Here is a 12,780-nt window from a genome sequence, read left to right on the forward strand (position 1 = left end):
TGGTATTCACCGACTCGATCGGCAGGAACTTCCAACATCATCATAAATTCACCTGCTTCGAGGCGCGTTTGATATAGAGCAGCTTGTTCTTCCGGCATACCAACCGCTGTCAAGACGGATACTAACCCGGCACCCGCACTACCTGCGATCGCGCCGCTAGCCGCCCCGAGCAAGATGGCTCCAATCGGCCCTGCGGCGACAACTGGCCCGACAAACGGAATCAGCAAGACGCCAACACCCGTGAGCAAGCTCAAGAAAGAGCCGAATAAAGAACCAAAAATTGCGCCGCTTCGCAGTCCACCGAGGATAACGTCGCGCTTGGTGATAAATCCGGTGATGCGCGTCTCTGATTGGAAATTGCGTCCGAGTACAGAGATATCCTCTTTGGGAATGCCGCGATCGATCAGGCGGCGAACAACACCATCGATTTGACTTTGTTCGGCAAAAATCGCAGAAATCGTGCGTTCTACTACAGGTGCAAGGGTTTGTGTTTCTGCCATGAGAATTTATAGGTGATTATTTTAGTAAAAAAGTAGATCGACGCAAGTATTCGGCTCGAACTCAGTTCGCCAAACTGCCACACTCGGCTAAAAAGAACCGAGCGTAGAGATAATTTAGCAGTTTGTCTAAATGCCGACATAGCCGCTAAGCTGGTGCGAACGAGTCAGGCGACCCGTCCGCCCGAGCGTCAGCTAGACCGTTACGGGAGCCTTCATTTGCATATCGGGACGCGCACCGTTAGCTTGAAGAGCTTCACCCTCGATAAACGAGCGGAGCATCCACGCCATTTCCTCGTGCTGTTCCATGATGGCAGTCAAGAAATCGGCAGTACCTTCATCGTGGAATTCTTCGCTACAAGTATCGAGATGTTCGCGGAGGTTGCGGATGATTTGTTCGTGATCTTCGACTAAGGCGCTGACCATACCTGTTGCCATCGGGATGTTGCCGGGATGCTCGGCGAGGGAGCCATATTCGAGGAAGCCTTTCATCGTCCCGATCGGGTAGCCACCTAGCGAACGAATCCGCTCGGCGATCGCGTCGATGTTAGCGGAGACGGCTTCATACTGCTTGTCCCAGAGTTCGTGCAGCGAGATAAATTGGGGGCCAACTACGTCCCAATGAAATTTTTTAGTTTTGACGACTAGTAGATATGAATCGGCTAAGTCATGATTGAGTAAGTCGATGACACCAGAACGTTGTTCGTCAGTCAAACCAATGTTAATGCTACGCATGATTGTCTCCAATAATATTTATCGAAATTGTTAGTAAATCTTGGTTAGTAGCGAAATCTTGAAGGTTAATAAGGTAAATTTAGCAGCCAGCAAGCGGACTATTTACCAAAGAATCCTTTTACTCGATCGGCTACTGTCTCGGCAGCGTTTTCAACTTTCTCGGCACCAGTATCGATCGCATCCTTGGCTTTGTCTGTGTTTTCTTTCAGAGCTGCTGTTGCGGATCCCCTCTGGTCTTCTAGCTCTGACTGTGTTTTGCCGATCGCTTTTTTGGCAGAACCGCGCATTTCATCTGCTGTCCCAGATACTTGTTTCGACATACTATCGACGCTGGTAGCGATGACTGGGGATGCGTTGGCAATATTGACGCCTAAGAAGACACTCTGCCAAACAACCGCCAGCACCAATACGCTACTAATTAATTTGGCGATTCGAGCGCCGACAGTAGCAACTAAACGATCGAGCTGAAATTTCATAACTTTTAGTGTTCATCAATTAGTGCTTCATTTAATAACAATACTTTGAAGCACCCGATCGTCGAATCACTCTACAGAGAGATTTGTGGCAATTAGTGGCTCGCGCCAATCTCTATCGATCGACAGAGAATCGATTTATTCCTCACGCTGACGCTGACGGACGTAGCCAGCAATACCCCGCTGAGATTGTTTGATAAAATCGCAAATTTCTCGGACTAACTCCGAATCAAATTCAGCTTCTAGTTTGGTTAAAGCTTCTGGAATTAATAAATTAGATTGATAGAGAATCTTGAACGCGCGTTTGAGTGTCAATCTTTGCTCGGATGTAAATCCAGCTCGCCGCAACCCCACTGTATTTAAACCCATAACTTTGTTGAGCGTAGTACTGCGGGTCATGCAAAATGGGGGAATATCTTTTTGAGCTGCCGAACCACCAGCCATCATCACTAGTCTACCGACACTGACAAATTGATGTACCAAACAATTGCCGCTGATAAATGCGCGATCGCCAACGCTAACGTAACCCGCTAGTAGCGCTCCATTGGCGACGATTACATCATTACCCAGCACGACATTGTGGGCGAGGTGACTGTTTGCCATCAAGAGGCAGTTATTACCCACTGTCGTCACCGATCCCGCCTTGGTACCGCGATGAATGGTAACTCCTTCTCTGAGGCTACAATTTTCCCCGATCTTGACGTAGCTCGGCTCGTCTTTAAATGCTAAATCTTGGGGTAAATCGCCTAAGACGACATTGCTATGGATATGACAGTTGTGACCGATCGAGGTGTAAGGTAGCAGCGTTACATGTGCATCTAAAGTACAATTATCCCCAATCTCTACATCATGTCGAATGTAACAAAATGGCCCGATCGTCACATTCTCACCAATTTTGGCTCCAGGTTCGATCGCTGAGGTGGGATGAATTTGCACGATCGTTTAGGAGATGGGGGATGAGAGCGAAGATCTGGAACGGCAGCAATGGTTGTTTTACTTAGGCTGCCTAGTAGTCGTTGACAGACGATCGAAATTAGCGATCGAAATCCTCCCGCTGCATCTGTTTGGATGCACGGTAGGCATCTGCCATTCTGCCAAAGTTGATTTTAAATTCTTGCCAACCAAGGAGAGTACCCGTGCTATCTTCTTCTTCGTCCCAACAAGCAGATAGGATACCATAAGTTAGCCCCAAGACGCTCAATCCCAGACAGCCCATACTCGTCAGTAAGACGAGCGTATTCGGGACTTTGGCAATGTGATTGATCAGGATAAAATAACTACCGATAAATACGCCCATCCCCATCAGTACTGGAATCCCGCAAAATACCAATACCCGCCGAATCATCCGCCCACTAACGATATCGGGAATATACCCCGAACCTTGCTCGTCGATCGCTGGTACTGGCGTCGCTGGCTTGACGATCGGGGTGCCTTTTTTAGCGGCAGGTTTGCGCTGCTTGCCACTCTTACGCGGCTCAAACGGTACGGATTGGCGAGGATTCTCAGCAGACATAGGGATGTTCCGATTTAGGGCGATCGATGGTGAAAAGAGTATCTGTACGAACCGATAAGCTGGGGCGATCTGGATCGATCGAGCCTAACTACTCAGACTCGATTAAACCTGGCTAATAACTAGCTACTAGTCAGTAGTTATTAGTCTTTGACGCGGCGGATACCCAGGCTGTCGGCTAGGCTTTGGTAACGTTGAACGCTTTCGACTTGGATAAATGCCAGTAACCGTTTGCGTTGTCCGATCATTTTCAATAAGCCTCGACGGGAAGCATGATCGCTTTTGTTGGTTTTGAGGTGATCGCTCAGACGGTTGATTCTCTCAGTCAGCATAGCGACTTGCAGATCTGACGAGCCTGTATCTGTTGCGTGCAACTGATACTGCGACATGATTTCTTGCTTGCGTTCTTGGGTTAGTGTCATGAATACTTAAAACTATAATTAAATTTTGCAACTTACTATTTTAGCATTTACTGTTTGATTTGACTAGAGATGGGAAATTAGTGAAGAGTGGATAGTGGATAGTGGATAGTGGATGGTGAATAGTAGCTGGATAATGATAAATGACGCAGGTGTTACCCATTACCCATTACCCCTTACCTTTTACCCCTTACCCTTCACCCCTTACCTCTTACCCCCACCCCTACCCTCCCCCCACACTCCTCACTCGCCGACTAAAATGAGGATAGTAGGTCAAAACAAGAGAAAATATGTCAACATTGGCGGCGATCGGCGTTTTAGCATTATTAATTTTTGTCCACGAACTGGGGCACTTTTTAGCAGCCAGATTACAGGGTATATATGCCAATAAATTTTCGATTGGCTTTGGGCCAGTATTATTAAAATATCAAGGCAAACAGACTGAATACGCCCTTCGCGCACTACCTTTAGGTGGTTTCGTCGGTTTTCCCGACGACGATCCCGATAGTGATATTCCCGCAAACGATCCTAACTTACTCCGCAATCGACCGTTACTCGATCGGGCGATCGTGATTAGTGCTGGTGTAATTGCCAATCTGATTTTTGCTTATTTCTTACTTGTCGTCCAAGTCAGTGTCATCGGTTTTCAACAAATTAATTATCATCCTGGTGTCACTGTCGCCGGGATTGCCGACAATTTGAGTACGGCGGCGGGTAAAGCGGGCATTCAGGCCAATGATATCGTCCTGGCGGTCGATAATGAGGAGCTAGGCAGTGCCAAACCTGCGATCGTCAAGCTGATGGCTGAAATTCAGACTCATCCAGAGCGACCCCTCACCTTCAAAATTCAACGCGGTGCAGAGACGATCGATCTTCAAGTTACGCCCGATGCCAATGCTGAAGGTAAGGGACAAATCGGCGTCAAACTCGCTCCTAATGCGGATATTATTATCGATCGATCGATTAGTCCGATCGATGCGCTAGTCAAGGGAGCTAACGAGTTCGAGCGCGTCGTCGTGCTGACCTTTCAAGGGTTGTCCCAATTAGTTACCAATTTTGGCGAAACAGCGACACAAATTGCGGGGCCGATCAAAATCGTGGAAATCGGATCGAGTATTGCTTCAAATAATATCGCTGGATTGCTCCAATTTGGCGCACTAATCAGCATCAACTTAGCGGTGATGAACATTTTGCCCCTACCTGCCTTAGATGGTGGTCAATTGGCATTTTTGTTGTTTGAAGGCTTGGCGGGCAAACCTTTGCCGATGAAGATCCAGGAAACGGTCATGCAGACGGGCTTATTTTTACTACTGGGGTTGGGGGTGTTTTTGGTGATTCGCGATACTGCAAATCTCTCCAGCGTTCAGCAATTCTTTAAGTAGCTGGTTAGATACATTGAATCGGTGCTGACGTGTTTGCAAAACGCTCTCTTAGAGGCTGTTTGAAAAGTCTAAATTAATCCCCCCAGCCCCCTTAGAAAGGGGGATCGAGATTCAAAGTCCCCCTTTTTAAGGGGGATTCAGGTCTACGATCGTAACAAATAAAACTTTCCAAACAGCCTCTTAGGGCGTTTGGCAATCTGAGATTGTCAATTGCAAAGACAACTAACAAAGATGGTGAAAATAGGGATTTAAACCATACACTAATATCACGCAGCATAATGTAATCTAAACGCATGGCAAAAAATAGTTTCGATCCAGTTGGCACCCTGAGTATCGGCAATGTCGTCACCACAGCCACGATCCTCTATCGTTCCAACTTTAAACGTTATTTACAGGTGTCTCTAAGAGCGACTGCTTGGTTAGTTGCGCTGGGGGTCGCCGCGCTCGTATTCGGAGTTATCGGCGCACTACTGTTTGGGATAACTAAGTCTTGGCTGGTATTTATTCCGGTTGGTTTAGGAGGGATTGGTGTCACATTATACTTAATAGCTAAATACTCCACCGATCGCGCCGTGATTTGTCGGCTAGCTTATCAACAACTGATCGATGCACCGGAAACAGTAGCAGATGCCACTAGACAGTTAACTCCCCGGACTTGGGCATTTTTAAGGCTGTCCTTGTTGTTGGGTTTGTACATGTTTCTGATTACTTTCGGTGCCTATATTGCCTTCGCCCTCACGCTCTTTATTATTGCCGGGATCTTCGGTGTTTTGTCTCAAGGCAATCTCGGGACGTTTGCTTACATAATTATCGTGGTCTTAGGCATTGGACTGGGAGTACTAGCGATCGCACTGGTGCTGCGCTTTTATGCTTACTGGTTTGTGTCAGAATTACCACTCGCGCTCGAGTCTACTAGTACGAGTAGTTTAGCTAGTTTTGGCTTACGTCGGAGCAGACAATTAAGTTCGACTGCCGTGCGCCAAATAATCCTAATTATTACAGTAGCTTTCTTGATTACCATTCCGCTGAGTATGATTAGTAGCATTCCCAGTTTCATCGGTCAAGCAATGACTTTATCGACGACACAATCGGTCATAGCTACCGGAGGTTTTTTAGTTTTTATTAGCTTTATCCTGAACATCGCGATCGAGCTATTTGTGATGCCATTTTGGCAGATAATTAAGGCGATCGTGTATTTCGATCTTCGCAATCGCCGCGAGGGTGGCGACCTGATCGTCTAGTAATCTTGTCAGGATCTCGGCTATTTGTGTCGATAGTAGTCGAGATCGCCCATTAAACAGCGCGATCGTGAAAACATATGAAATTCTTAAATCGAGTCAAATCTCAGACGCCAGAAAGTGTTGAGTTAGAATTTATTCTAGCGGGAGTAGGCAATCGCACCCAGGCGTTAACTATCGACTATCTGCTTTGGAGTTTTACGCTACTTATCCTCTTAGTAGTTTGGGGATTAGCCTATTCACAGATTCCTTGGCTGCAAGCTGAATCCGCTCGTCTGTGGCTGAATGCGATCCAAATCTTAATTATATTTGCCGTGTATATCGGCTACTTCATCTTATTTGAAACGCTCTGGCGCGGACAGACTCTTGGCAAAAGATATGTCAAAATTAGAGTAATTAGGGATGATGGACGTAATGTCGGCATCCAACAATCGATCTTGCGCGCTCTCCTCAGACCGATCGATGATATCTTGTTTATCGGATTATTATTGATTCTGTTTTCAAAACAAGAAAAACGATTGGGTGACTGGGTTGCGGGGACGATCTTAATCCAAGAAGGGCAGACAGTTACCAACCTAAAAATTGACGTATCGCCAGAGGCTGTCGATATGTCAAACTGGCTGATCGAGAAAGGACAAATTGCTGCCTTAACTCCCGATGAATTCGCGACCATTCGGAAGTACCTCCAGCGTTATGCAAATCTAACTCCGGATGCCAAAATTCAAGTTAGCGATCGATTGGCACAGCGATTATTAGAGCGGATTGAGATGGCAGATAGACCTCCTTCTCGCGATGCTCATTTGATTATTGAAGCGGTTTATCTGGCATATCAGCAGCAATTTAGAAGTTAATGAATTTAGATCTTGTGCAGAACAGAGTCATTGGTATTTTAGTGAATAGTGGATAGTATTTTGGAGTAAATTTGGATATTATCAGTTTTATATGCTAGTACAAGATGTGAGTAAGTCAATCATCAATCAAGGGGGCAAATATGCAATCGATCGAATCAGCTAGCGACATTACAGTCTATCAAGGACAGTTTGGCTCTTTTTCTATTACCGAGCGAGATCGTCAAGGTGTCATCATTTATCGGAGTGCTTTGATGGTAGCTGCCATCAGTTTTGGGATAGCTGCGATCGCGATATTATGGCAACTGAATGAGCCGATAGCAGGCTCAAACTTAAATCTTTTAATGCTGATAAATTGGTTGTATATTAGTTTCTCAGTTGCACTAGGTATTGCCCTAGCTACAATTCATATTTACATGGTAGTTTTGCATCGCACCTTACAAGTATTCTGGGCGATTGGTTGTATGAGTGCGCTGGGATTTTGTATATATTATCATCAATCGATCGGCACGATTGTCTACGATCGACCGTTAACAATTTTAGGCATTGGCTTTACATTCGCTGCCTTGACGGGCATCTTTTTTAAAGAAGCTTTTTGTTTCAATCGGTTTGAAACTAAGCTTTTGGTCTTTATAGTGCCAACTTTATTATTGGGACATCTTACTCAGCTTTTACCACAAACTATCGAGGTAACTGTATTAGCAGTTTGGGCGGGACTATTTTTAGTATTTGCCACTCGTAAAGCGATCCAAGCAATCCCCCCGGACATCGGTGACAAATCAGTATTTGAATACTTAGAGAATCAGAAGAAAGTTTAGATTCGGTCGCAACAATAGTCTTTTCACATAAATATAATTAACGATTATTTACTTAGATGTATAGCGATATTATTTCACAACAACATGATTGGTCGAACGATATCGATCGAGTCAAACAAAGGTTCGATCGAGAGTTCAAACAAGAGGCATTTGAGCTACCCGCAGAAGTCGAAGCAATGCCTATTTTTAGAGAATGGATCGGTCATCATCTCACCGCCAAAATTACCTCACCATTTTGGGAACTAGCCGGATTTCAAAAAAATCATCGCTGTCTCGATATCGGTTGTGGTGTTAGTTTTTTGATCTACAACTGGCGAGAATGGGAGACATATTTTTACGGTCAAGAGATTAGTATAGTAGCACGTAACGCACTAAATTCGCGTGGCCCCCAGCTCAATTCTAAGTTGTTTAAAGGCGTTCAAACTGGTGCCGCTCATCAATTACAATATGAGAATGATACATTCGATCGGGCGATCGCGACTGGATTTAGTTGTTATTATCCGCCAGAATATTGGCAACTGGTGCTTCAAGAAGTCAAACGCGTCTTAAAACCAGATGGGGTATTTGTCTTTGATACGATCGATCCTGATGCCGAAATAGCCGAAAATTGGGCAATTTTGGAAACGTATTTAGGTGCAGAAGTTTATCTATCACCGCTTACCCAATTTACCGAATTAGTAAAAGAGGTTGGTGGTAAAGTTACCGCTACAAAATCTGGGCAGTTATTTCAGATGTATCAGGTTCGCTTCTAGATTTATATCCACTTAAAATTGAACTTTAACATACAACCATCTAGCGATGAGTTGCGGACAATTTTTGATAAACCAGCGCCAAGCAAAGATTTTAGCAACTGGCTTCGACTTTCGTCCAATGAACTTGGCAAGTGAATTTAACGGTCGAAATCTAACTTTTTTATTAATTAAGTTAATATAGCCAATATCATAGAGACAATCGATAATTAATTTAATCGTTGCTTCTTCTCTCGCCATTAAACTAGTCAGCAAAATCAGCATCTCCTGCACGCGCTCTGCTTCAAGCTGACTGCGAGCCGATGTCGTCGATATATTAGTAATTGGTTTGCTGGATACAGAGATAATTTTATTCACGATCGATCTGGCTGTTAAAGATAGGGATACTCATCTAGTAAGATCGGCTTAAAGGATGCGTGGTTGGCGGATCTAGCTCTAGTATTGTATAAAGTATAATGCGTACAGATTGCCGCTAGCTAGAAATAATTCCGGGAGTTTGGTAACGGAGAGACCACTGATGGGCAAAATAAGTATGAGTTAGAGTTAGATTAATCGCTCCGACCATCACAAACGACGGGTAAAGATACACAATGAAAGATACAGGATTTACAAGTAAGTTCCTTACTTATTTTAGTCGCGGTCTGAAGACAATCGGCGATCGAGTAATGGCGGCACTACTACTACTGCTATTCTCACCGATTTTAGTAGTTGTGGCGATCGTCTTGCGGCTGCGGATGGGTAGCCCGATTGTTTTTACCCAAGCCCGCCCTGGTAAAGATGGTAAGATCTTCACCGTCTTTAAGTTTCGCACGATGACTAGCGACTGCGACAAAGAGGGTAATCTCCTTTCAGATGAAGAGCGGCTGATTCCACTAGGTCAATTTTTACGGAAAGCTAGTGTAGACGAACTACCCCAGCTCTGGAATGTCCTCATCGGGGATATGAGTTTTGTCGGCCCGCGTCCGTTGCTGGTAAGATACCTAGAACGCTACAGTACCGAGCAAGCTCGCCGTCATGATGTTTTGCCAGGGATTACTGGTTGGGCGCAGGTAAACGGACGTAATGCCCTCACCTGGGATGAAAAGTTTCGCCTGGATCTCTGGTATGTGGATAATTGGAGTCTATGGTTGGACTTGAAGATTTTGCTATTGACAGTCAAGAAGGTGTTCAAGCAAGAAGGTATCAGTCAGAGTGAAAATGTGGTAGCGATGCCTGAATTTCTAGGGAATGAGAAGTAATTTCACAGCTTATATCAATACACAAACATTAGAATATCCCGTAGTGGGACGACACTACAACTTCTACGATTCTACTCCGCTACTACCCTATGGATTGAATGGATTAAATACGATCGCAGTATTTTTAGAAGACAGTAGTGTCGTCCCAGTAGGGTGGGCACTGCCCACAGACAATTTTTGACATAGTAATATGGATATTGAGAGTGTTTAAAATCGCTCGATTAGTGTAGAGATGGCTCGATCTCGTAGCGTACCATAGCTAATCGAATTAAACAGTTTAAACTCTTATTGCTTCGGCTCTAAATGGTCTGTGGGCATTGCCCACCCTACAATTTTAATACTTTGCTAAAGTTACCGATCGAATAACGTACCGAAAATAATCGATAAAAACAGTTTAAGTGATTATTGCTATTGTAAATGTTTTGTGGGCAACATCTACCCTATAATCTTGGATTGTGCTAATTTATTCTAATCTTTTAAACTCTTGCGACAAGGCATCTTCTTCAGTAGTGTAGATAATGTCTCGATCGGTAATTTTATGCTGTTTGGCAAACTGCTTGGCATATTCTAACTTATCTCGAACTATATCACTTTTTCGCAGCACTTTTACTTGCTGCTGTCGAAAATGATTGCGTTTTTTAACTTGTCGATCTTGATGTTTAACCCAAAAATACCGGACGGAAGGGATGGCAACTAACCCGACTCCATAGAGCGCAATTGCCATCATCGCACCGCTAATAAGGCTGCTAGATATTCCCTGCAATAAAATAGCTAAGATTCCGATACCGACTAGGTTAGCAGCAAATAAGGCGATCGCCCAACTCTTTTGAGTGGGCGTCGCTTTAGTAAATTTCCATTTACGTTCGCTTAATGATTGTGGTACGCGGGTAGATTTACTAGGAGCCTCTTTAAGCGTAGTTTGTAGCTCGGGAAAATGATATACCAATTGCCCAGTCGGACTGACTTCTGGAATCCCATTGAACTTAGCGAGAACGGGTAACATGTAGTTCTCATATTCTCGAACGTATCCTTGTCCCAGCTCGTCTAAGTATGGCGCAATTTGTTCGCCGATCGCAACTCCATGTTGACGATGAATCAAATTGCCAATATAACTCCACCGCCGCTGTTCGAGATCGGCATTTGGATTGCCATCGCCAAACAGGACTGAAAATACTGCTTCTAAAAAATTGAGTGGTTTGCGCTGGGTTTTAGATCTAATCGGGGCGAGATCGCTAGTATTTTTAGTTGTCATGGGTGCAGAGCTACTCGACGAATGCGAGTTACTACCACCCCAATTAAAAATCCCTAACACGCAACTACCACCATCGCAGTCACCGCCATCGCTACTAAATAGTGCAGCGAGGGTAATCGCTAAAATCGTCAGATAGACGACACTAATTGAAGTAATTAATAATACCCCAAACGAGATCTTAATCAGGTAAAATCCGATCGACCAGACGCGTGCTAGTCCAGCTTGAAATCGCAGTTTGACATATTTTCGTAATAAAACTTGCCGAAAGTCGGGAGCTAAAACATAAACGATCTCCCCCGTATCGGTGACTTGGAGATGTCCCCCGGTTTGATTCGCCAAAGCTAGCAATCCCGAACGTGCTGCTTCGAGGTGAATGCCAGTATGGGTAACAACATCCGCACAAGTTACTCGATAGCCGAGTTGTTCTACCGCTGTCATGAGTTGAGGATTGGCATTCATCATACACTTTCCTAAATATATCCGCCTGTGCGATCGTGAATCGATGCCATCCCGAGCAGTTGGAGCTGTTGTTTATTCAGACTCCGTTCTCAAATTCTAGCCAAATTTCCGCGCGACTGACAGGCTGGTAATTGGGACGCTGGTTAGCGATTATGTCTGGGTCAAATTTTGAGTCAGTACCGCCGCGCCATAAGCGGCTTCTTGATGCTGGGAGCCGAAGATCGGGACGGGAAGGTATCGCTGCCGAATTTTTGTCCAGGTGGCATTTTTGGCACCACCGCCAGCGGTGTAGATAGCTGTTAGCGGTGTCGCGCCTAGTTCTGCTAATAGCTCGTAGCCGCGCGCTTCGATTTTGGCAATCCCGGTAAGTAAACCATGCAGGAACTCTACCGGACAATCGGGTTGCGGCGTCAGTCGCGGTGCTAAATTAGGATCGTTAATCGGGAAGCGATCGCCGGGAGTTAATAAGGGATAATAATCGAGCTGGCTGGGAAGATCGGGATCGATTTCGGCACTCAAGCTTGCCAATTCGGTATCGCTAAAAAAATGTCTCAAGACTGCACCACCCGTATTTGACGCGCCACCCACCAGCCACAAATCGCCCAAGCGATGACTGTAGATTCCATAGCTCGGCGCGTCCACCCGCGTGTGTGAGAGCAATTTGATGACTAATGTCGAACCTAACGATGTCACAGCGACTCCCGGTGTCGTCACGCCACTAGCGATAAACGCCGCAATACTGTCGGTAGTCCCCGCACATACCACACACTCCGTTGTTAAACCCAATTCCCGCGCGACTGCTGGTAACACCGTCCCAATCGGCGTACCCGGTGCCAACACCTGCGGCAATAACGGGCGATAAGGGTGTGTCTCGAGCCAATCGGGATAAGTCAAGGATTCGACATCGTAGCCTAGTTTGAGGGCATTGTGATAGTCGCTGATGCCCAGTTTGCCGTGAAGCTGAGCAGCTAGCCAGTCAGCTTGGTGGAGGAAATAATGCGCCTGTCTAGAATTTAAGTCGGGAAAATTAGCTTGACTCGCCATCCAGTACAATTTTGCAAGGCTGGAAGTCGCACTGAGCGCCAGATGTCCGCTCGGGACGATCGATCTCAATTGCGATAATACCGTTTGAGCGCGATCGTCGTAATATAAAATTGGCGTG

General features: G+C 45.4%; 16 protein-coding genes. 7 read left to right on the forward strand and 9 right to left on the reverse strand.

Annotation, left to right across the window (positions count from 1 at the left end; all coding sequences use genetic code 11):
• The 6 genes from RMO52_RS04545 to rpsO form a co-directional block, all read right to left on the reverse strand.
• Positions 1-500, reverse strand: a 500-nt coding sequence (locus tag RMO52_RS04545) for a general stress protein (RefSeq protein ID WP_310411285.1), incomplete at its 3' end; no start/stop codon positions are given.
• A gap of 192 nt (positions 501-692) precedes the next feature.
• Positions 693-1,232, reverse strand: coding sequence for a Dps family protein (locus RMO52_RS04550; protein ID WP_309742079.1), 540 nt, complete (start codon positions 1,230-1,232; stop codon positions 693-695).
• Positions 1,233-1,330: 98 nt separating this feature from the next.
• Complete coding sequence (locus RMO52_RS04555; protein ID WP_310411288.1) at positions 1,331-1,708, reverse strand: hypothetical protein; 378 nt, start codon at positions 1,706-1,708, stop codon at positions 1,331-1,333.
• Between the two features lie 135 nt (positions 1,709-1,843).
• The gene (gene lpxA, locus RMO52_RS04560) at positions 1,844-2,641 is read right to left on the reverse strand and encodes an acyl-ACP--UDP-N-acetylglucosamine O-acyltransferase (protein ID WP_309742077.1); all 798 of its coding nucleotides are present in this window, start codon (positions 2,639-2,641) and stop codon (positions 1,844-1,846) included.
• Positions 2,642-2,738: 97 nt separating this feature from the next.
• Positions 2,739-3,218, reverse strand: coding sequence for a PAM68 family protein (locus RMO52_RS04565; protein WP_309742076.1), 480 nt, complete (start codon positions 3,216-3,218; stop codon positions 2,739-2,741).
• Between the two features lie 140 nt (positions 3,219-3,358).
• A complete protein-coding gene (gene rpsO, locus RMO52_RS04570) occupies positions 3,359-3,637 on the reverse strand; it encodes a 30S ribosomal protein S15 (protein ID WP_310411293.1) in 279 nt (92 codons plus the stop codon).
• 287 nt (positions 3,638-3,924) lie between these two features.
• Here rpsO and rseP point away from each other — a divergent pair, with 287 nt between their 5' ends.
• The 5 genes from rseP to RMO52_RS04595 all read left to right on the forward strand — a co-directional run bounded on the left by rseP (position 3,925) and on the right by RMO52_RS04595 (position 8,672).
• Positions 3,925-5,016, forward strand: coding sequence for an RIP metalloprotease RseP (gene rseP, locus RMO52_RS04575; protein WP_310411296.1), 1,092 nt, complete (start codon positions 3,925-3,927; stop codon positions 5,014-5,016).
• A 293-nt stretch (positions 5,017-5,309) separates the two neighbouring features.
• The gene (locus RMO52_RS04580) at positions 5,310-6,257 is read left to right on the forward strand and encodes a hypothetical protein (protein WP_310411299.1); all 948 of its coding nucleotides are present in this window, start codon (positions 5,310-5,312) and stop codon (positions 6,255-6,257) included.
• Between the two features lie 77 nt (positions 6,258-6,334).
• Positions 6,335-7,105, forward strand: a complete 771-nt coding sequence (locus tag RMO52_RS04585; RefSeq protein WP_310411302.1) for an RDD family protein — start codon at positions 6,335-6,337, stop codon at positions 7,103-7,105.
• A 140-nt stretch (positions 7,106-7,245) separates the two neighbouring features.
• Positions 7,246-7,920 carry a DUF2301 domain-containing membrane protein gene (locus tag RMO52_RS04590; RefSeq protein ID WP_310411305.1) on the forward strand — a complete coding sequence of 225 codons (675 nt, stop codon included), beginning with the start codon at positions 7,246-7,248 and terminating at the stop codon, positions 7,918-7,920.
• 56 nt (positions 7,921-7,976) lie between these two features.
• Positions 7,977-8,672 (forward strand): class I SAM-dependent methyltransferase, encoded by a 696-nt coding sequence (locus tag RMO52_RS04595; protein ID WP_310411307.1) that lies wholly within the window; start codon positions 7,977-7,979, stop codon positions 8,670-8,672.
• Between the two features lie 12 nt (positions 8,673-8,684).
• Here RMO52_RS04595 and RMO52_RS04600 read toward each other — a convergent pair whose 3' ends face one another.
• A complete protein-coding gene (locus RMO52_RS04600) occupies positions 8,685-9,026 on the reverse strand; it encodes a hypothetical protein (RefSeq protein ID WP_309741658.1) in 342 nt (113 codons plus the stop codon).
• A 233-nt stretch (positions 9,027-9,259) separates the two neighbouring features.
• Between RMO52_RS04600 and RMO52_RS04605 the strand changes: the two genes are divergently transcribed.
• A complete protein-coding gene (locus RMO52_RS04605) occupies positions 9,260-9,907 on the forward strand; it encodes a sugar transferase (protein WP_310411310.1) in 648 nt (215 codons plus the stop codon).
• A complete protein-coding gene (locus RMO52_RS04610) occupies positions 9,897-10,088 on the forward strand; it encodes a hypothetical protein (RefSeq protein ID WP_309741322.1) in 192 nt (63 codons plus the stop codon). The genes RMO52_RS04605 and RMO52_RS04610 overlap by 11 nt, the downstream gene beginning before the upstream one ends.
• Before the next feature lie 282 nt (positions 10,089-10,370).
• Here the strand turns inward: RMO52_RS04610 and RMO52_RS04615 are convergent, their stop codons facing one another.
• Together RMO52_RS04615 and RMO52_RS04620 are read right to left on the reverse strand one after the other, a co-directional pair.
• Positions 10,371-11,621, reverse strand: a complete 1,251-nt coding sequence (locus tag RMO52_RS04615; protein ID WP_310411313.1) for a hypothetical protein — start codon at positions 11,619-11,621, stop codon at positions 10,371-10,373.
• A gap of 147 nt (positions 11,622-11,768) precedes the next feature.
• Positions 11,769-12,780, reverse strand: a 1,012-nt coding sequence (locus RMO52_RS04620) for an FGGY-family carbohydrate kinase (RefSeq protein ID WP_310411316.1), incomplete at its 5' end; no start/stop codon positions are given.

This window comes from Chamaesiphon sp. OTE_8_metabat_110 (genome assembly GCF_031382685.1).
In the GTDB taxonomy this organism is placed as follows: Bacteria; Cyanobacteriota; Cyanobacteriia; order Cyanobacteriales; family Chamaesiphonaceae; genus Chamaesiphon.

Excerpts from the sequence above, each read along its gene's own strand:
- RMO52_RS04550 (WP_309742079.1), bottom strand. The coding sequence starts at position 1,232 with ATGCGTAGCATTAACATTGGTTTGACTGACGAACAACGTTCTGGTGTC.
- RMO52_RS04555 (WP_310411288.1), bottom strand. The coding sequence starts at position 1,708 with ATGAAATTTCAGCTCGATCGTTTAGTTGCTACTGTCGGCGCTCGAATC.
- RMO52_RS04565 (WP_309742076.1), bottom strand. The coding sequence starts at position 3,218 with ATGTCTGCTGAGAATCCTCGCCAATCCGTACCGTTTGAGCCGCGTAAG.
- rpsO (WP_310411293.1), bottom strand. The coding sequence starts at position 3,637 with ATGACACTAACCCAAGAACGCAAGCAAGAAATCATGTCGCAGTATCAG.
- rseP (WP_310411296.1), top strand. The coding sequence starts at position 3,925 with ATGTCAACATTGGCGGCGATCGGCGTTTTAGCATTATTAATTTTTGTC.
- RMO52_RS04580 (WP_310411299.1), top strand. The coding sequence starts at position 5,310 with ATGGCAAAAAATAGTTTCGATCCAGTTGGCACCCTGAGTATCGGCAAT.
- RMO52_RS04585 (WP_310411302.1), top strand. The coding sequence starts at position 6,335 with ATGAAATTCTTAAATCGAGTCAAATCTCAGACGCCAGAAAGTGTTGAG.
- RMO52_RS04590 (WP_310411305.1), top strand. The coding sequence starts at position 7,246 with ATGCAATCGATCGAATCAGCTAGCGACATTACAGTCTATCAAGGACAG.
- RMO52_RS04595 (WP_310411307.1), top strand. The coding sequence starts at position 7,977 with ATGTATAGCGATATTATTTCACAACAACATGATTGGTCGAACGATATC.
- RMO52_RS04605 (WP_310411310.1), top strand. The coding sequence starts at position 9,260 with ATGAAAGATACAGGATTTACAAGTAAGTTCCTTACTTATTTTAGTCGC.
- RMO52_RS04610 (WP_309741322.1), top strand. The coding sequence starts at position 9,897 with ATGAGAAGTAATTTCACAGCTTATATCAATACACAAACATTAGAATAT.
- RMO52_RS04615 (WP_310411313.1), bottom strand. The coding sequence starts at position 11,621 with ATGATGAATGCCAATCCTCAACTCATGACAGCGGTAGAACAACTCGGC.